General features: G+C 67.9%; 9 protein-coding genes. 6 read left to right on the top strand and 3 right to left on the bottom strand.

The features are described from left to right. Nucleotides 1-117: 117 nt before the first annotated feature. The gene (locus J3R73_RS02095; RefSeq protein ID WP_307421936.1) at nt 118-954 is read left to right on the top strand and encodes a lytic murein transglycosylase; all 837 of its coding nucleotides are present in this window, start codon (nt 118-120) and stop codon (nt 952-954) included. 58 nt (nt 955-1,012) lie between these two features. Here the strand turns inward: J3R73_RS02095 and J3R73_RS02090 are convergent, their stop codons facing one another. Further along, the gene (locus J3R73_RS02090; protein WP_307421934.1) at nt 1,013-2,134 is read right to left on the bottom strand and encodes a saccharopine dehydrogenase family protein; all 1,122 of its coding nucleotides are present in this window, start codon (nt 2,132-2,134) and stop codon (nt 1,013-1,015) included. Nucleotides 2,135-2,257: 123 nt separating this feature from the next. Here J3R73_RS02090 and J3R73_RS02085 point away from each other — a divergent pair, with 123 nt between their 5' ends. The 3 genes from J3R73_RS02085 (at nt 2,258) to J3R73_RS02075 (ending at nt 8,208) form a co-directional block, all read left to right on the top strand. Next, the gene (locus J3R73_RS02085; protein ID WP_307421932.1) at nt 2,258-2,686 is read left to right on the top strand and encodes an Lrp/AsnC family transcriptional regulator; all 429 of its coding nucleotides are present in this window, start codon (nt 2,258-2,260) and stop codon (nt 2,684-2,686) included. Nucleotides 2,687-2,928: 242 nt separating this feature from the next. Continuing rightward, entirely contained in the window at nt 2,929-5,829 is a 2,901-nt protein-coding gene (locus J3R73_RS02080) for an autotransporter family protein (RefSeq protein WP_307421929.1), read from the top strand. Between the two features lie 333 nt (nt 5,830-6,162). Continuing rightward, a complete protein-coding gene (locus J3R73_RS02075; RefSeq protein ID WP_307421927.1) occupies nt 6,163-8,208 on the top strand; it encodes an OmpA family protein in 2,046 nt (681 codons plus the stop codon). A gap of 364 nt (nt 8,209-8,572) precedes the next feature. Here the strand turns inward: J3R73_RS02075 and J3R73_RS02070 are convergent. Further along, nucleotides 8,573-9,528 (bottom strand): IS630 family transposase gene (locus tag J3R73_RS02070; RefSeq protein ID WP_307421350.1). Its coding sequence is split into 2 segments (ribosomal slippage): nt 8,573-9,180 and nt 9,180-9,528, totalling 957 coding nucleotides; the frame shifts between segments, so codons are not numbered across the junction. Between the two features lie 137 nt (nt 9,529-9,665). Then, a complete protein-coding gene (locus J3R73_RS02065; RefSeq protein WP_307421925.1) occupies nt 9,666-14,828 on the bottom strand; it encodes an autotransporter outer membrane beta-barrel domain-containing protein in 5,163 nt (1,720 codons plus the stop codon). 437 nt (nt 14,829-15,265) lie between these two features. Between J3R73_RS02065 and J3R73_RS02060 the strand changes: the two genes are divergently transcribed. Beyond that, complete coding sequence (locus tag J3R73_RS02060) at nt 15,266-16,516, top strand: aspartate kinase (RefSeq protein ID WP_442358285.1); 1,251 nt, start codon at nt 15,266-15,268, stop codon at nt 16,514-16,516. A 187-nt stretch (nt 16,517-16,703) separates the two neighbouring features. Next, nucleotides 16,704-18,968: a phosphoenolpyruvate--protein phosphotransferase gene (gene ptsP, locus J3R73_RS02055; protein WP_307421924.1), complete on the top strand. Its 2,265-nt coding sequence runs from the start codon at nt 16,704-16,706 to the stop codon at nt 18,966-18,968. The last annotated feature ends 43 nt before the right edge of the window (nt 18,969-19,011 follow it).

Genomic DNA, 19,011 nt, shown 5'->3' with positions numbered 1-19,011 from the left:
TCGGATCGAGCGTCCGGATACAACCATAGGATGTATACCGATCCGCAACAACTTATACGTTACCGACGACAGGCCCTGCCTCTCCCCGCCCTCCCTCGGTTCACGCAAGAGATCCCCATGCACCCGCGTTCCAAACTCCTTCATGTCCTGTTCGCCGTCATGGCCTTCGCCGCGTTCGGCCTGTCCGCCACCGTTGCGGCGCGTGCGGCCCAGTGCGGCAATGATGCGGCCGGCTTTCCCGCCTGGCTCGCCTCGTTCAGGCAGGAAGCGGTCAGCGAGGGCGTTTCGCCCGGCGTCGTCGCCGCGGCGCTCGACGGCGTGACCTACAACACGACGGTGATCCGGCTGGACCGCACCCAGCACAAGACCTTCGGGGGCACTTTCGAGCAATTCGCCGCCGGGCGCGTCACCGCCGGCCGCGTCAACAAGGGCCGTGCGCTGATGCGCTCCCATGCCGGCATGCTCGCCAGCATCGAGAGCCGCTTCGGCGTGCCGCCCGAGATCCTGGTCGCGATCTGGGGCATGGAGACCGACTACGGCGTCGTCTCCGGCCGCATGCCGGTGTTCCGCTCCCTCGCCACGCTCGCCTATGACTGCCGCCGGTCCGACTTCTTCCGCAACGAGCTGATGTCTGCGCTCCGCATCGTCCAGCGCGGGGACGAGTCGGCGGGCGCCATGATCGGCGCCTGGGCCGGCGAGATCGGGCAGACCCAGTTCCTGTGCTCCAACTACCTCAAATACGCCGTCGACATGGACGGCAACGGCCGGCGCGACCTGATCCGCTCCCCGGCCGACGTGCTGGCCTCGACCGCCAACCTGCTCAAGCAGCATGGCTGGTCCGCCGGGGGAAGCTATGAGCCCGGCAGCGGCAATTTCTCCGTGCTGAACGACTGGAACAGGTCGGCCAACTACCAGAGGGCGATCGTCCTCTTCGCGCAGAAGCTCAAATCGTGACGTTCCGGAGCGCCGGCCCCTGCCGCCGGCGCTCCCGAAACGCGGCACGCGCGGGCCGTCAGCTATGGGCCAGACGCCCCCGCTGACGCAGCGCCTCCTCCTCGCCCTGCGCATAGGCGGCGCCGAAGCGGTTGGCGAGGAAGGCCTCGAGCGGAATATCCTCCTGCCGGATGAAGCCGAGGGCCGGCAGTTGCCCCGCGGCGAGCATATCCAGCACCGCGCAAGCGGCCGAGGCCGTCGTCACCTGGATCGCGCTGTACAGGCGGGCGCCGACGCGCCGGCTGTAGATCTTGCTGGCGTAGCTGTCCTGTACCAGGCGGCCCTGCCGCCTGCCGCTGACGGTCACGAAGATCACGACGACGTCCTGCACCGTGGCCGGCAGCGCGTTCTCCAGGATGTCCTTGAGGACGTCCCGCCGGTGGCGCAGGCCGAGGTCGTTGAGCAATGCCTTCATGATCGCCGCATGGCCGGGATAGCGTATCGTGCGGTAGTTCAGGGTGCGGACCCGGCCAAGATAGGTCTCGCACAGGCTGCCGAGCCCCCCTGAGGTGTTGAACGCTTCGTAGGTCACCCCGTCGAGCGAGAATTCCTCGCGCTCCTCCATGGCCGGGACCTCGACGCGGTGGCCGTCGACGATCGCCTCGCAGGGCTCGCAATATTCGTTGATGACGCCGTCCGTGCTCCAGGTCAGATTGTAGTTGAGCGCATTGGAGGGATATTGCGGCAGCGCTCCCACGCGCATGCGGACGCTGTCCAGCGTGTCGAAGCGCGACGCGATGTCGTGGGCGACGATCGAGATGAAGCCCGGCGCGAGGCCGCATTGCGGGATGAAGGCGCTGTTCGCCGTCTCCGCGAGGTCGCGGACCCGGCGCGTGCTCGCCACGTCTTCCGTCAGGTCGAGATAGTGCACGCCGGCGCGGGCGGCGGCCTCCGCGATCCCTATAGTGAGATGGAACGGCGCCGCGCTCAGCACGGCATAGGCGCCGGCGAGGATAAGGTCGAGCGCAGCGCCGTCCCGGACATCGAGTTCGCGCCGCTCGACCGCGCCGGACACGCCCGCGGCGGCGAGCTGGCCGCCGGAGCGGTCGGCGAGCACGACGGCGTAGTCGCCGCTGGCTGCGAGCATGTCGGCGACAGCGCTGCCGATCTTTCCCGCTCCGGCGACAATGATTCTCTTCATGGGAGCCCCTCCTGAATGGATGATGTCCGTCGCAGCCTATGCCGTCGTCTCGTCGGAACGAAGCTGCCGGATCGACGAAATGCCGAGCTGTTCTTCGTCATATGAAGGTGCTAGTCTGGCATAATGCCGACCGATGCCGATAACGCCCTGATCGCTGTGCTCCGGGAGAATGCGCGTGCCTCGACGGCCGAGATCGCGCGGCGCCTCGGCGTGTCGCGCACCACCGTGCAGAGCCGGCTCGAAAGGCTGGAACACCGCGGCGTCATCACCGGCTACACGCTCCGCCTGTCCGACGAGCACACCCGCTCGCTGCTGCGCGCCCATGTCCAGCTCACCATCGTGCCGAGGCTGATCAAGCGGGTGGAGGCGGGCCTGCGCGGCATCGCGGCCGTCCGCACCCTGCATTCCGTCAGCGGGAACGTCGACATGATCGCCGTCATCGAGGCTGGCTCGGTCGGCGAGCTCGACGAGCTGGCGGACCGTATCGGCGCGCTGGAGGGCGTGGAACGGACCTCGACCGCCCTCATCCTGTCGACGCGTATCGATCGCTAGAACATTTTCCCAGGACAGCCGATCGGCTTCTCGATTAACAAAATCAATTAAAACAACAGGTTATGTAGATTCGCCTGGCGGCATGCTCCGGTCCGTCCGACGCAACCTCGTTTACCCTCCCCGGATTCAACATCCTGCTTTTGTGGATTCGGCACGTGGAGGGCTTGTTTTCGATCGATGAAGCGGTATCAAATTACGTGGGTTATGGGGTGCACCGCGTGGAACCGGTGCTGGGGGATTGCATGGTGAAGCGTTTTGTGGGGGGCCTCGGCCTGACCTTGTCCGTCGCGGCTGGCGCCGGACCTCTTCCGGCATTCGCCGGCTGCGTCACGACCGGGGCGGTCACGGTCACCCAGTGCGACGGCAGCGGTGTCGCGGCCTGGGTCGATTCCGGCACCGGGAGCCTTACCGTCACCGATATGGATGTCAGCACCGCTCTTGCCGACTATGGCGCGATCTCGCTGCGCGGAGCGTTGGTCGGCGCCGTCGATATTTCGCTCACCGTCGACGGCAGCACCAGCGTGACGACGACCGGCGCCAATGGCGTGCTGGCACGGACCGAGGACGGCAACATCACCATCACGACCGGCTCCGACCTGACGATCAATTCGGCGGGCAAGGGCCTGGTCGGCTGGGTCAATCAAAACGGCAGCATCGTCATCACCAATTATGCCACGATCAATGCCGGCCAGGACGATGCCTTCACCAACCATTCGTCGGAGGCCGGAACCGAGGGCATCGACGGCTCCGCCCATGGCGAGGGCAGCAGCGTCTCCATCACCAATTACGGCGCCATCACCAGCACCTACGGACGCGGCATCTATGCCGATGGCGGCTACGCATCGTCGACCGAGGTCGCCGTCACCATCGACAATGAGGGGAAGGTCGACGCCTTCCTCGCCGGCGCCCGGGCCATCGACTATTTCGGCACGGCCACGGTGATCAACGGCGCCGGCGCGACCATCGTCAGCCGCAACCACCAGGCGGTGGTGGCCTGGGCGGCCAATGGCGACGCCGTAGTCCGCAATCTCGGATCGATCACCGCCGACAACGGCCCCGCGATCGTCGCCTGGGGCTCCGCGGCCGTCACCGTCGACAATTACGGCACCGTGAGTTCCGCCTATATTCCGGATCAGCCGTCGACCAGCGCGTCCTATTACGGCATCGAAGGCTTTTCCCAGGTCGCGGGCAACGTGACCATCGACAACCACGCCGGCGCGACGGTCACCGCCGGCTATTCCGACGGGCTCTACGGGCACGGCGTCAGCGGATCCGTCGACATCATCAATGCCGGCAAGGTCACCGCGGCCGATGCCGGCATCCGCGCCGAGACGGCGGACGGGAGCATCACGGTCGACAACAGCGGCTGGGTTGGTTCGGACGGGGCGGGAGGGGTCGTCGTGCTTTCCGGCACCGGCCTGACGCAGGTCGACGTCGAGAATGCGCAGGGCGGAACCATCGTCGCCAGCACGACCCTGGCGACGGTGCCGACGGCAGGCAATCTGGCGGGGCTGTCGACGCCCGAGCAGGCGCTGTTCGCCACCGCCGTGACCGGTAGGGCCGTCTCGATCGCCGCCGATGCGGCCACACTGAGCATCGTCAATGCCGGCACCATCCTGGGCAACATCACCGTCGCGCCCGATGCGGTCGGGGATATGACGGGGACCGGCAGCATCGCCAATTCCGGCCTGTGGGCCTTCAGCGGCAGTTCCGGCTTCGCATCCGGCGTCGACGGCGCCACGATCGACAACACCGGAACCGTGTGGGCGCTCGGCACCAGCGCCCTTGCCGGCGACGTTCTCAACCAGGGCGTGCTCAGGGTCGGCAGCCTCGCAGCAACGCCGGGCCGGCTGCTGCTGAGCGGCAATTATGCAGCCGGAACCGGCTCGACGCTCGCTTTCGATCTCGCTTCGGTCGGAACCTCGGCCGGCACGCCGGTGCTGGAGATCGCCGGCAACGTGACCGGCACGACCAGGGCGGTGCTCGACGATCCCCAGAGCCTCGCCGGCATCCGCTGGGATGCGCTCCCGCGCGGGACGGTGATCAAGGTCGACGGCACCGCCGCCCTGGGTGAATCGAGCTTCACCATGCGCCAGTCCTACGGGCTGATCACCATGGGGCTGGCCTATTCGGAGGGAGACCGCAGCTGGTCGCTCGACTACAGCACGGCGCCCGCCGGCCGCAGCCTCGCGAGGCTGCCCCGTGCCGGGCGCGGACAGCTCGAAGCCCTCTTCGATGCCGGCGAGGACCGGCTCGCGCAGCTCAGGAACGGCCTGTGGAGCGAGCCCGAGCCCGAGACCAAACCCTATGCCTTTGCCGAAGAGCCGTCGAACCCGATCTCATCCGCCCTCGCCACGGCGAAGACCGACGCTCCGCGCTACGGCGTCTGGGCCCGGGCCCTCGGCGAGACCGGGAACGGCAACGGCTATGACCGCCACGCCGGTCAGTTCGCCAGCGGCATCGACGGCAGCTTCGCGCTCGACACGGGCGGGCGTCTCCTTCTCGGTCTCGCCGCCAGCTACGGCGTCAGCCGCCTGGATTTCAATGCGTCCGGCACCCGGGCGACGCTGTCCGGCCCCGGCATCACCGGTTATGCCGGGCTGGCGTTCGACAATGGCGGCTTCGTCGATCTCAATGCCGGCTGGCAGGGATTGAATACGGATCTCGATCTCGCCGGCGTCGCCGCGAGCACGCAGGGCAACAGCTTCGGAGGCAAGCTCACCGCCGGCCGCCGGCTCATCGGCTGGGGCCTCGAAATCACGCCGACCGTGGCGGTCTCCGCCAGCCGCACGGAATTCGGCAGTTTCTCCATGCAGGGCCTCGGTGTCGATTTCGCCGGCAGCGATGCCGTGACGGCAGAAGCCGGCCTGGCGGTCGCCCAGCCGATTGCGATGTCGTTCGGCGAGGTCAGGCTTTTCGGCGGCGTCACGGCCGGCGGCAGGGCCGTCTCGGGAGACGGCGTCACCATTTCCGACACCGGCACCTACCGGGAAGATGCCGATGGCCTGTTCGGGCGTGCCAGCCTGGGCGTCTCCCTCACCAATCAGGCCCACAACGCCATGATCAGCCTCACCGGCGGCCTCCGGCGGGATACCGGCGAGACCAGCGGCGATCTGCGGCTGACCGGCAGCCTCGCCTTCTAGCCTGCGCTCGCCCCAGCCTCCTGAGAGGCCCGGGAACGGCCGGCGTTTGCTGCCGATCGTCCAGGTTTGCCATTACGGGCTGGTCCCGGCGATCCGGCCGGGCCGCGCTTCCTCGTGCGAGGCTGGACCGAGCGTCCGGGATCGGGCCCGGCATGCAGATCGCATCGCGGCGGAATCCCATCGTTTTGTTGTTCCGGCCCTCGAAGGGAGGCGGACGTCGCCCTTGCCGAGCGAGGGCACGGCGCCGATGCGAAAGAGGCACGGTGTCAGGGGGGGTGTTCAGTTCCGGTTCAGCCTGCATCCGCATGATGACGACAGACCCAGGAGGCTCCATTGACCCTTCGTAAGCGTTTGTTCAGCGTGGCCGGCACATTGCTCCTCGCCGTGTCGCCCACGGCGCTCGTTCTCGCCCAGGATGCCCAGGCGCCGACCAGCGCCGTCGAAACGCCGGCCATTCCCCAGCCGCGGAAGAAGGCCGACACCGAGGGCCGGCAGAACCCGAAGGATAACGCGCCACCGGCATCGAAGCAGGAGTCCTCCCCCCCGGCGGCCCCCGCCGAGACGCCGAAAGCGCCGCAGCCGCCGCCTTCCGCCGATCATGAGGCGTCGACGCCCGGCGCCAGGCCGGCCGGCCCGAAAGCGCCCGACGCCGCACCGGCCCGGGAGCCGGACGCCGCCGCCCCGGCGAAGCCGCGCAAGCCGCAGCAACCGTCCGCCGCCGACCATGAGGCATCGACGCCCGGCGCCAAGCCGCCGGCTCCGACAGCCGGAGGCAAGGACGGCGGAAAGGCCGAATCGGCCCCGGCCGCCGCCGAGGAGGCCGCCAGGCCGGCCGCCCCGAAGGCACCTGAAGCCGCCCCCGCTCGGGAGCCGGACGTCGCCGCCCCGGCGAAGCCGCGCAAGCCGCAGCAGCCTTCCGCCGGACAGCCGCGCGAGGACCAGACGCCGTCCGTCGCGGGCCGGCCCCCGGAAGGAGGCCCGGCCGCCGAGCTGCTGCGCGACCAGCGCCCGGCCAGCCAGTTGAGCGATGACGACCTGCGGCAGCGTCTCCTCGACAGCCGCCGGCTGCTCGCCGATCCCGCGCTGTCGCCCTCGCAGCGCGACATGCTCCACCAGCGCATGCAATCGATCCGGCAGGAGTTCCAGCGGCGGCAGGCGGGAACCGCGGACACCGCCGCTCCCCCGCGCAACCGGCCAGCGGCCGAAGCGCCGCCGGCAAGCGCCGATGACGGCCGGCCGAAGACGCCCTCCAGCCGGGCGGCGGCCGATCCCGCCGCCGAGCAGCGCGCGCTCGGCCTCCTGGCCGACGGCACACCGTTCGACCATATGAGCGACCAGGCCCTGCGGCAGCGGCTCGGCGTCTATCGCGGCGCGCTCGCGGCGGGCAATCTGTCGCCCTCGACGGAACGCGGCCTGATCCAGCGCCTCAACGCGGCGAGGGAAGCCCTCAGAGGCCGTGTCGCCGAAGAGGAGGACGGCGGTCCCCTGCCCGGCGACGGACGCGCCAAGGCCGTGCCGATCCGGCCCGGCTGGGATCCGCAGTTCGGCCGGCCGCAATTCCATCTCGGCTCGCCGCGGCCCCAGGACATTCCCGCCATTCTGGCGGACCGGCGCCCCTCGGCCCTGCTCACCCTCGACCAGCTCAACCGACGCATCCTCGTCTTCCGCGATGCCGCCACGGACCAGCGCTACAGCCCGGAAGACCGCGACGCCTTCGGGCAATATCTGCAGTCGGACCGGAACGAGCTGCGCAGCCGCCTGCTCAACGACCGCGGCCAGCGCAGCAACCGCATCCAGCGGGCGACCAGTGGCGGACGCCTGCATCTCGACGTCGACATCGCCCCACGCGGCGGCCCGCGGGCCCAGAGCATCTGGGCGGCCGAAGTCGGCGACGACCAGATCGAGCAGCAATTCGCCGCCCGGCCGCTGCAGCCGCTGCAGCGGCGCTTTCCGCGCGCCGCCCTGCTTGCGGACCCGGAAATGGTGATGGAGCAGCCCTTCATCCGCCGGGCCATCCCGAGCGTCGAGCTCGACACCATCCATTTCGGCTTCAACGAGGCCTTCATCCGCGAGGAGGAAGTCTCCCATCTCGATCGCATCGGCCGCATCATCGAGCGCATCGTCGCCGCCCATCCCGACGAGGTCTTCGTCATCGAGGGCAATACCGACGCAGTCGGCGACGACGCCTACAACCTCGCTCTGTCGAAGAAGAGGGCCGAGGCGGTGAAGCAGGCGCTGACGCAATATTACGTGATCGCTCCCCGCAACCTCGTCACCGCCGGGCTCGGCGAACGCTATCTGAAGATCCCGACCGAGGATCCGGAACAGGAGAACCGCCGGGTCACCCTGCGGCGCATCACCCCGGTCCTGCAGGATTGACGCGCCGATCTTCGGGCGGCCCGTCTTCGAGACGGCGCCCGAAGACACCTTCCCCGGGCGATCCGGGCGGCTTGGCGGGCGGAGAAGGAAGAGCGGGCGGGAGGCCCCTATGCGCTAACTTTGCCGACAATAGCGCGATTTTCCTTCTCCCGAGTGGGACGTCGCATTTCCTGCGGAAATGCTGGGGTGGCGCGAAGCGCCGGATGAGGGCCTGGACTTCTGCAATTCCAGCGCGACTATTGAGCTATCTGCGTTGACGTTCAGACCCTCATCCCCCTGCCGGGACCCCAAGCATTTCCAAAGGAAATGCGGTGTCCCGGCTCGGGAGAAGGCGGGTCTTGCCCATATGTTAGAGCGAAATTGTTCAGACTGTAGAATATCCAGCATTAGAGAAGTAATTTCTGCATTCGGACGGGGAGAAGCGCGGGAGAGTTTTGGCGATTTCGTCCCAGAGATCGTGGATGGATCGGGTTGCAGCCGCGCGCAGGAGAGCTTTGAGCTTTGCGAAGAGGTTCTCGATCGGATTGAGATCGGGGGAGTAGGCGGGCAAGTAAAGCAGTTCCGCCCCTGCGGCCTCGATGGCTTGGCGCACACCCGGGACTTTGTGGCTGCTCAGATTGTCCATGATGACGATATCGCCGTAATTGAGGGTGGGAACGAGGATCTGCGCGACATAGGCCTTGAAGCAATCGCCGTTGACTGGGCCGTCGAGCACGCAGGGAGCTGTCAATCCCCCGCTGCGCAGAGCGCCAATGAAGGTCGTGGTTTTCCAATGGCCATGCGGCACGTAGTCGATCAGGCGCTGTCCGCGCTTGCACCTGCCGTAGTGGCGCGCCATCGCGGTCGAGGCCCAGGTCTCGTCAATGAAGACCAGACGCGAGGGCCTCAGCCAGATTTGGTTGCTGTGCCATTTGCGGCGAGCGGCCGCGACATCGGGGCGTTTTTGCTCGCTGGCGTGGATCGTCTTTTTTTATATGTCAGCCCAAGCCGCTTGAGCATATGCCACATCGGGGCATGGCTGATGCTGACCCCCAATTCTTCCTCCGCCCAGGCCCGCAGATCCGCGACACGCGCATCCGGATCCGCCGCGACCTTGGCCCGCAGAACCTCTTCATGCTTGGCAAGCTTGAGCGGAACATGATTGCGCTGGGGGCGGGCACTGACCTCCCCCGTCGCGCACCGCCGCGCTGCCGCCTTGTAGATGTAGGACACACTCACCCTGAAGATTGGTGCGATCGTGCTCGCCGACATCCCGCTATCCAGCGCCCCAAGCACACGATCTCGCAAATCCTGCGAATAGGCTTCACCACGCTTCGTCATGCTTCATCTCCGGAATAGCCCGGAAACCTATGAATCACACTAAGCCATCCAGTGGAATCCCTTCCGATTCCACTCAGACAAATTCCGCTCTAGCGCCTATGGGCGAGACGCCCGCGCTCCCGGAGGCGCCGTTCACCCTACCATTTGTAGCGCAGGCCGACGCTGCCCTTGACGGTGTAGTTGTCGCCCGCGGCCGAAGCCAGCGCCATCCCGTAGGACGCCTCGCCGTAGAGGCTCCAGTTCCTGTCCCAGGCATAGGTGCCGCCGAGGCCGACCTCGCCCCATAGATCCTTCTGCCCTTCCTGGAGCGACAGGCCAGCCACGTCGACCTTGGTGCCGTTCAGGAATTCGTAGGAGACATTGGCGATGCCGTAGACCTGCAGGCGGTTCGGCTGGCCGTCGGCACCCTGCCAGCTGGCGAGGTTCTCGAGCCGCAGCCCGGCCCGCCCCTTCAGGCTGTCGCCGTTACCCAGCTTCACCGAGGCGTTGTCGATGTCGGTGAAGTCGTCGAAGTCGACATGGGTCCAGGCCAGCTGCGTCTGCGGCACGACGGCCCAGCCATTGCCGAGATCGAAGCGCTTGCCGACTTCCAGGCTCAGCGCCGTCGAATAGCCCTGGTTGTTGCCGCCCGCCTTGTTCGACAGGTCGCTGTCGTACCAGGTGAACTGCCCGAGGCCGTCGGCATAGAGCCCGTCGTCGCCGAGCCAGGTCAGGTTGGCGCCCACGCCATAGCCCGTCATGGTGATCTTGCCCTTGCGCGCCGCTCCGGTGACCGGGTCGGGCGTCAGGTCGATATCGGCACGGGAGGTCCCCACCGTAGCGAAGGCGCCCATCGTGGTCGTGCCGAGGCCGCTTTCGAACAGCGTGCCTTCATAGCCGGCCTGCAGGAAGCCGATGCCCTGGGTGTAGGAGGTGCCGTGCTTGGGATCGTAGGAGGAATATTGCCCGCCGATCCGCCCCCAAGCCCCGGCGCCGGCGATCGTCGGCCCCTGCGGCGCATAGGTCATCGCCTCGGCCGGCGGCAGGTCGGCCGCGACCCTGGCGGCGCCGTTCGGCCAGATCCGGTTGCCGTTGCGCTCTTCGAGCGAGCCGAGCGTCGCCTCGGCGAAATTGCCGAGCATCGCCGCATAGGGCCGCGCCGTCTGGGCCGAAGGCGACAGGCCGATCGTGCGCAGATCCCACTCGGGATCGGGCGCCCCCGCCGTGCCGTCATAGAAGAGGTTGTATTCGTAGGCGCCGGCCTCGACCGCCTGGGCGAGCTTGAAGGCGCTCGCATCGGCCGCGCCGTCGACCTGAACGACCTTGATGCCCTGGCCGGTCGTCGCGGTGCCGCCGGCATCCTGGTTGAGGATGGTGAGGGACGTCGTGCCCGTCGCATCGCCCTCGATGTGGAGGAGATCCGCGGCGCCGCCGCCCTGCAGATAGGCTCGCATCGCCACATTGCCGCCATTGCCGGCATAGTTGCCGGTCACCGTCAGCGTCGTTCCCGCCTTGGTGCCGGCGAAGGAGACCAGGCCGGCATTGCTGAGCCCCTTCACCGTCTGGTCGAAGCCCTGGAGGTCGAGCATGGCGCCGCTCTCGACGGTGAAGTCGGAATTGGCGCTGAAGCTGCCGGCGGCTCCGGCCTGCAGCACGCCCGCCTTGACGTCGGTGGCGCCGGAATAGGTGTTGGCGCCGCCGAGCGTGGCGATGCCCTTGCCGTCCTTGACCAGCGAGCCGGCACCGCCGGTGCCGTCGGCGATCACGCCGTTGAAGGTGAAGCTCGCATCGGGGTTGACGACGGTGCCGCTCTGGCCGAGCGTCAGCGTATGGCCGTTGAGCGCCACCTCGGTGAGGTTGTCGGCCTCGTCGGTGAGGCTCTGCAGGGTCTCGTCATTCCCCAGAGCGAGCGTGACGACATGCGTCGGCGTGTCGGTGACCGCACCGGCGTCGATTTCGCCGCCGACGCGGCCGAGAACGACGCCGGCCGAGGTGGCGACGGCATCCTTGGCGCCGAGCGTCAGGGTGCCCGCCTCGACATAGGTGAAGCCGGTATAGGCCTGGACCTGCGCGAGGGTGAGGTTGCCGCTGTTGGCGCCGCTGCTGTCGTCCTTGAGCAGCGAGCCGGAGAGCGTGGCGCCGCCGCCTTCCATCTGCGTGCCGTCGGAAATCACCCCGTTATAGGTGCCGTCGGTCGCCTGGTCGAAGTCGACGAGGCCGCCGGCATTGACGATGTCGGCATTGCCGGAGGAGACGTTGGCGGTAGTGAGGTCCAGCGTCGATCCCTGCTCGACGATGGTGCCGCCGGCATAGCTGTTGCCCGTTCCCGTGAGCTGCAGCGTGCCGCCGATCAGGTGCAGCGCGCCGCCGCCGGTGATATTGCCGGCAAACACCCCGCCGCCGTTCTGGGCGAACTGGATCTCGGTGCCCGAGGCCGTGGCGATGTTGTTGGTATTCTTGAACGCACTGGCGCCGACGCGCAGGTCGCCCTTCTCGATATCGATGCTGCTGCTGGCATTGAGCACGATGGACTTGCTCGACATGCCCGAGAAGTCGACGAGGCCGGCCGTGTCGATGACGATCTCGGTCCCGACGCCGCCGTCCTTCTGGGTGATGGTGCCGGAATAGGTCGAGTCCAGATTGCCGGCGTCGCCGATGGTCAGGGCGGCGTTGTTGAGGGTCACCGCCGCATTGTTGCCGGCGCTGTCCAGCGCGGCCACGCGGTTGCCGGCGGTGAGCGCCAGCGTCGCCGCGGCCGGGTGGGACTTGGTATCGGCGAGCACCACCGCGGTGCCCGAGGACAGCATGTTCGCCGTCCCGAGGGTGACCGTGCCCGAATCGATGGTGAGCACGCTGCTGTCGGCGAGCGAGATGTTGCCCGTCAGGGTGACGGAGCCGCTGCCTGCGAAGGTCAGGCCGTTCGAGCCGCTGATCGTCGTGGAAATCGCGTTCTTGGTTCCCGAGAGCCAGATCACGCCCTCGCTCGCGCCGAAGTCGAGCGCGCCGTCGCTGATGGCGTTGGTGCTCGCGCCGTTCATGATCAGGCCCGCCGCGTCGGTGCCGTCGCCGAGCGTCAGCGCGTGGCCGCCGAGGTCGAGGTTCTGCCCGTTCGTGTTCAGGGCGAAGGCCGCGCCGTCGCCCGAAAGCGTCGTCGCCGAGCCAAGCTTCACCACCGCCGTGTCGTCATTGCCCAGCGACGAGGAATAGGTGGCGACGACATAGCCCTTGGCCGAGTCGTAGCCGACGAAATCATAGGGCCCGACGGCATTCTTGCCGCCATTATTGGTGACGATCCAGGTCGGCGCGATGCCGTTCACCAGGCCGGGATCGCCCGAGAACACCGCGTCCGGCGAGGTGCCGCCGAGCGTGGTGCCCGCCTGCGGCTGCAGGACGAGCGTACCGGCCCCCTCGCGGGTGATGCCGTTGGTGAAGGTGACGTCCACCCCGGCGGTGCCGCCGGCGAGCTGCAGGGTGGCGGTGCCGCCGGCGACCATCGAATCGAAGGTCAGCGAGCCCTTGTTGGCGGTATCGGTGTTGTCGATCACCAGCGTGCGCTGGATGTCGGTGAGCGTGCCCCAGGTCGAGCTGTGGCCGTCCGTGTCGATGCTGCTGCCGCTGTCGAGGAAGATGTTGCGTTCGGGCGCGTCGATGTCGGCGCCGGTCTGCAGGATGCCGCCATTGAGGTCGATCGCCCCGATCAGGGCCGCCGGCCCGGTCGTGGCGCCGAGCGCCGCGTCGTCCATCACGCGCAGGGTCGGCGTGCCGTTGTTGCCGATGATCCAATTGCCGTAGAAGTCGGGATTGTCGCCCTGCAGGACCAGCACGCCGTTGCTGCCGGCGCTGTTGTCGTCGACGGTGATGTCGGAGGTGCCGGACTGGTTGCCGACGCCTGTTCCGAGCGCGCCGAGCGAGACGATCGGTCCGCCCAGCGTGACGACATAGCCGTTGACGTCGATGGTGGCGGCCTCCCCGCCGACGCCGATCGGCCGGTCGGTGGTGAAGGCCTGGGTGCCGCCGCCCGCCGTCGTGCCGATCTGCAGGGTGCCGTTGCCTTCCTCCAGGCTGTTGAAGATGATGCCGTTGGCGCTCTGGAGGGCGGACAGGATCTTGCCGGGATCGGTGGGATAGGCGAACGTTCCCGGTGCGGCTCCGAGCGAGGCGTCGCTGGCGGCGACCAGCGTGCCGGCCAGGATCGTGGTGCCGCCGGTATAGGTGTTGGCCCCGCTCAGCGTCACCTTATGCCCGTTGTCGGCGCCGAGCTGCATCACGAAGCCGACCTTGGGCGTGCCGATCGTCACCGAACCATTGGTGAGGCTGGTGATGCCGGTAAAGGTGCCGTTGCCGTCCAGCGCGCCGCCCGCCATCGTCGCGTCGGAGACGGGATCGGAAATGGTGATGTCGTTGCCGAGGATGAAGCCGGGCAGCTGTGCCGCCGTCACCGTGCCGGCAATGCCGGGCAGGCTGGTCTGGCTGGTCGGCGTCAGATTCCATTTGGCGGCATAGGCGATGTCGCCCGGCGACAGATAGGCCAGGCCCCGCCCCTCATTGGCGCCGCGATAGGCGTCGGCCTCGATGAAATCGGCGTAGTAGCCCGCCATCTTGTCGAGGCCGGGCGTGCCGACGCCGGCGGCGCCGGTGATGTTGGCGCTCGTCTTGAAGAGGGTCGAGCTCTTGTTCTTGAGGATCGAATATTCCAGCCCGCGATAGGGATCGTTGGTGAGGCCGGTCAGCGATGCCGGCAGGGGCGATCCGTTCGACGTGTCGAACGCCTGGGCCACGCCGTTGTCGATCGGGAAGACCAGATTGGCGGCCTGCATCTGCGCCCAGAACTGGGCCTGCGTCAGGTTCGAATAATTGGCGATGACATTGACGTAGACGGTCGGGTTGGACGCCCCGTAGACCGATTCCTGCAGCGCGGTGAAGGTGTGGTGCCCGTCCGTGACATAGAGCTGGCCGCCCGGCCCGATCACCACCGGCTCGATGTCGGTGAGGAGATCCGCCTGGAGCTGCGACGGGCTTTCCAGGTCGAAGCCGGCGATCTTCTTGCCGACTTCGGTGAGCCCTTCGTTCATCTGGGTGGGATGGATCGCGTCCAGCGAAACGGAATAGAGCGCGCCGGGGCCGGCGACGATCGAGCCGGCATCCGCGGCGTCATAGGCCTGGAACGCCGCAGCCGTGAGCTGCCCTGCCAGCGCCTGCCCCGCGCCGGCGATGCAGGCGACCAGCGCCGTCGTCGCCAGAAGGCGGCTTCGACGGCCGATGCCGATGCCACTGCGCATCCGGGCCGGAAAATGCCCGGCCGATCTTCTCTGCCCACCCATGATCCCCAAATCCCTTTTTTGACAATAAATGTTGTCGCCGGGCAGTTCCTGAGTCTGCCTGCCGCAGGGGAGTAGCGTCGCGAGCACGACAGGTTGTTGACGGGAATGTCTCGCTTCGATGACGGCCGGCCGGGGCGGGTCCCGGGACGGCGGTCGCCCGGGGCCGGCGATGCCGCCGCCGGCCGGCCGCGCCGCTGGGGGGAGCGGCGACATCGGCAGGGCGCCCGGACCGTGTTTTCCTTGCCATGACGCGCCCTTTCGCTTAAACCGCGCGGCGCGGTCGCCCGGAGGCGGCCGAATTCTCGCCTCATGCAGGATTGCCGCGGTCAGGGAGAACATCCACTGGCCTGCGGTCCTGCGGCATCACCTCTCGAAGGCATTTCCGCCGGCGCATGCCGCGCCGGCTCTTGCCCGGGAATTATCGGAGCCTAGTGGGTATGTCCGGCAGCCCGCGCCCCCGCCTCGTCATGAAGTTCGGCGGCACATCCGTCGCCACTGTCGAGCGCATCAAGAACGTGGCCCAGCACGTCCGACGTGAAGTCGAGGCGGGCTACGACGTCGCCGTCGTCGTCTCCGCCATGTCCGGCAAGACCAACGAGTTGGTCGGCTGGTGCAACGAGGCGACACCGCTCTACGACCAGCGGGAATACGACACCATCGTGGCGTCCGGCGAGCAGGTGACGTCCGGCCTGCTGGCGATGACCCTGACCAGCATCGGCATCAAGGCGCGCTCCTGGCAGGGCTGGCAGGTGCCGATCGAGACCTCGGCGGCGCATGGCTCGGCCCGCATCTCCGCCATTCCCTCCAAGAATCTCGACGACGGCTTCGCGGCCGGCGAAGTCGCCGTCATCTCCGGCTTCCAGGGCATCGAGCCCGTCACCCGGCGCATCACGACGCTGGGCCGCGGCGGCTCGGACACGTCCGCCGTGGCGATCGCCGGCGCCATCGGTGCCGAGCGCTGCGACATCTACACCGACGTCGACGGCGTCTACACCACCGATCCCCGCATCGTGCCGAAGGCCCGGCGCATGGATCGCATTTCCTTCGAGGAAATGCTTGAAATGGCGTCGCTCGGTGCCAAGGTGCTGCAGGTACGCTCCGTCGAGCTCGCCATGGTCCACAAGGTCAGGACCTATGTGCGGTCGTCCTTCGACGACCCCGCAAATCCCAATCCCGGAACCCTCATCTGTGACGAGGAAGACATCGTGGAACAGCAGGTTGTCACCGGCATCGCCTATTCGAAGGACGAGGCGCAGATCACGCTGCGCGACGTCGCCGATCGTCCGGGTGTCGCCGCCGCCATTTTCGTGCCGTTGGCGGACGCCAACATCAATGTCGACATGATCGTGCAGAACATCTCTGCCGACGGCGCTTCGACCGACATGACCTTCACGGTGCCGCAGGCCGAGTTCCAGCGCGCCCGCGACGTCATCGACAAGGCGCGCCAGATCGTCGCCTGCGACAATGTCGAAGCCAACATGGACGTCGCCAAGGTTTCGGTGATCGGCATCGGCATGCGCAGCCACGCGGGTGTCGCCGCAAGCTGCTTCCAGGCCCTGGCGGGACGCGGTATCAACATCCGCGCCATCACCACCTCCGAGATCAAGATCTCGGTGCTGATCGACGCCGCCTATACCGAGCTTGCCGTGCGCACGCTGCACACGCTATACGGCCTCGACAAGGCCTGATTTATCCGCTTTGGTCCTCGGCGACTCGGCAGCGGACGGGCCGGATTCCCCGGCCGGACAAGAACGAGGGAAGCGCCAGCCGTTTTCCCGAAATTCTTGCGACAGGACAGAAAGTTAGCGCGCGTTTCGTTTCACCTTGAACGAAACCCGTTCTCGATTCATCGTGTGCCGAAAGAGGAGGCATCGTATGCGTGGCGCGATGGGCGGCCCGCGCCTGCTTCTGAAACGGCTCCGCGAAGTCATGGCGGAACCCGTCTCGGCGCAGGAGAGGCTGGACAAGACCGTCGTCCTGATCGCCGCGAACATGGTCGCGGAGGTGTGCTCGGTCTATGTGCTGCGCAGCGACGGCACGCTCGAACTCTACGCCACCGAAGGCCTCAACCCCAACGCCGTCCATCTCACCACGATGCGCAAGGGCGAGGGTCTCGTCGGCCTCGTGGCCAAGGAGGCCGAGGCCGTCACCACGTCCGACGCGCAGCATCACCCCTCCTTCTCCTACAAGCCGGAGACCGGCGAGGAGATCTACAACGCCTTTCTCGGCGTGCCGATCCTGCGCGCCGGCGAGACGCTCGGCGTCCTCGTCGTCCAGAACCGGGCCCAGCGCACCTATTCGGAAGAGGAGATCGAGGCGCTCCTCACCGTCGCGATGGTGCTGGCGGAAATGATCGCCTCCGGCGAACTCCAGGCGCTCGCCCGCCCGGGCGCCGACCTCGCCAGCCGTCGGCCCCTGCACCTGACCGGCGCGCCGCTCGCCGAGGGCGTCGGCCTCGGCCATGTCGTGCTGCACGAACCCCGCGTCGTGGTGAAGACCCTCATCGCCGACGATGTCGGCCGCGAGACCAACCGCCTCGACAACGCCATCGTCGGCCTGCGCGATTCGATCGACGCCATGCTCGACCGCGGCGACCTCGCCCGCGCCACCGAGACCCTCGACGTGCTCGAAGCCTATCGCATGTTCGCGCAGGATCGCGGCTGGATCACCAAGATGCGCGAGGTCATCGCCACCGGCGTCACCGCCGAGGCGGCGGTGCAACGCGTCCAGTCGGACACGCGCGCGCGCATGCAGCGCGTCGCCGATCCGATCCTGCGGGAGCGGCTCTACGACCTCGACGACCTCGCCAACCGCCTCCTGCGCCAGCTGACCGGCGACGGCCACCACGTCTCGGCCGATTCCATGCCGAAGGACGCGATCCTGGTCGCCCGCTCCATGGGCCCGGCCGCCCTGCTCGACTACAGCCGCGACAGCCTGCGCGGGCTGATCCTGGAGGAAGGCGGGCCGACCAGCCATGTCGCCATCGTGGCGCGGGCGCTCGGCATCGCCACCGTCGGCGAGGTGCCGGGCATCACCAACCTCGTCGAGTCCGGCGATGCGATCATCGTCGACGGCACCTCCGGCGACGTCCAGGTCCGGCCGGCCGCCGACGTCGAGAAGGCCTATGCGGAGAAGGTGCGCTTCCGCGCGCGGCGCCAGGAGCAGTACCAGGCGCTCCGCCATCTGCCGAGCCGCACGCGCGACGGACGCGACATTCGGCTGTTCCTCAATGCCGGCCTGCTGGTCGACCTGCCGCATGTGAAGGAGAGCGGCGCCGACGGCATCGGCCTGTTCCGCACCGAGCTGCAGTTCATGATCGCCTCGCAATTCCCGCGCACCGGCGAGCAGCACGCCCTCTACAAGGCCGTGCTGGAGGCGGCCGGCGACCGGCCGGTGACCTTCCGCACCCTCGATATCGGCGGCGACAAGGTGCTGCCCTACATGCACCAGATCGAAGAGGAGAATCCGGCGCTGGGCTGGCGCGCCATCCGCCTCGGCCTCGACCGGCCGGGCCTGATGCGCTCGCAGCTGCGTGCCTTGCTGCAGGCGGCGGCGGGCCGGGAATTGCGGGTGATGTTCCCGATGGTCGCCGCCGTCGAGGAGTTCGATGCCGCCCGCGACGTGGTGGAGCGGGAGATCACCTTCCTGCGCCGCCACGGCAAGCCGCTGCCGGACCTCGTCAAGCTCGGCGCCATGGTCGAGGTCCCCGCTTTGCTGTTCCAGCTCGACGAGATCCTCGAGCGCGTCGACTTCCTGTCGGTCGGCTCGAACGACCTGTTCCAGTTCCTCTACGCGGTCGACCGCGGCAATGCCCGCGTGGCCGGCCGCTTCGATACGCTGTCGACCTCGGTCATGCGGGCCCTGAAGTCGATCGTCGACAAGGCGGGCGAAGCCGGGGTGCCGGTGACGCTGTGCGGCGAACTCGCCTCCAAGCCGCTGGAGGCGCTCGCGCTCATCGGCCTCGGCTTTCGCCAGCTGTCGATGACGCCGTCCGCGATCGGGCCGGTCAAGGCCATGGTGCTGGAGACCGATGCGGGCGAGGTGGGCGATCTCGTCCGCCGCCACGTCGCCGCCGATGCCGAGCGGCCGCTGCGCGAGGCCCTGCGGGACTTCGCCGAGCAGCGCGGCATTCCGCTTTAGCGGGCGACGCGCGGATATTCCTCCGCCTCGTCCCTGCCGCGAT

The sequence above is a fragment of the Labrys monachus genome (assembly GCF_030814655.1).
GTDB lineage: Bacteria > Pseudomonadota > Alphaproteobacteria > Rhizobiales > Labraceae > Labrys > Labrys monacha.
This window is presented reverse-complemented; position numbering and strand designations above follow the sequence as displayed.

Coding starts and splice junctions, on each gene's coding strand:
- J3R73_RS02095 (WP_307421936.1), top strand. CDS start 118: ATGCACCCGCGTTCCAAACTCCTTCATGTCCTGTTCGCCGTCATGGCC.
- J3R73_RS02090 (WP_307421934.1), bottom strand. CDS start 2,134: ATGAAGAGAATCATTGTCGCCGGAGCGGGAAAGATCGGCAGCGCTGTC.
- J3R73_RS02085 (WP_307421932.1), top strand. CDS start 2,258: ATGCCGACCGATGCCGATAACGCCCTGATCGCTGTGCTCCGGGAGAAT.
- J3R73_RS02080 (WP_307421929.1), top strand. CDS start 2,929: ATGGTGAAGCGTTTTGTGGGGGGCCTCGGCCTGACCTTGTCCGTCGCG.
- J3R73_RS02065 (WP_307421925.1), bottom strand. CDS start 14,828: ATGGGTGGGCAGAGAAGATCGGCCGGGCATTTTCCGGCCCGGATGCGC.
- J3R73_RS02060 (WP_442358285.1), top strand. CDS start 15,266: ATGTCCGGCAGCCCGCGCCCCCGCCTCGTCATGAAGTTCGGCGGCACA.
- ptsP (WP_307421924.1), top strand. CDS start 16,704: ATGCGTGGCGCGATGGGCGGCCCGCGCCTGCTTCTGAAACGGCTCCGC.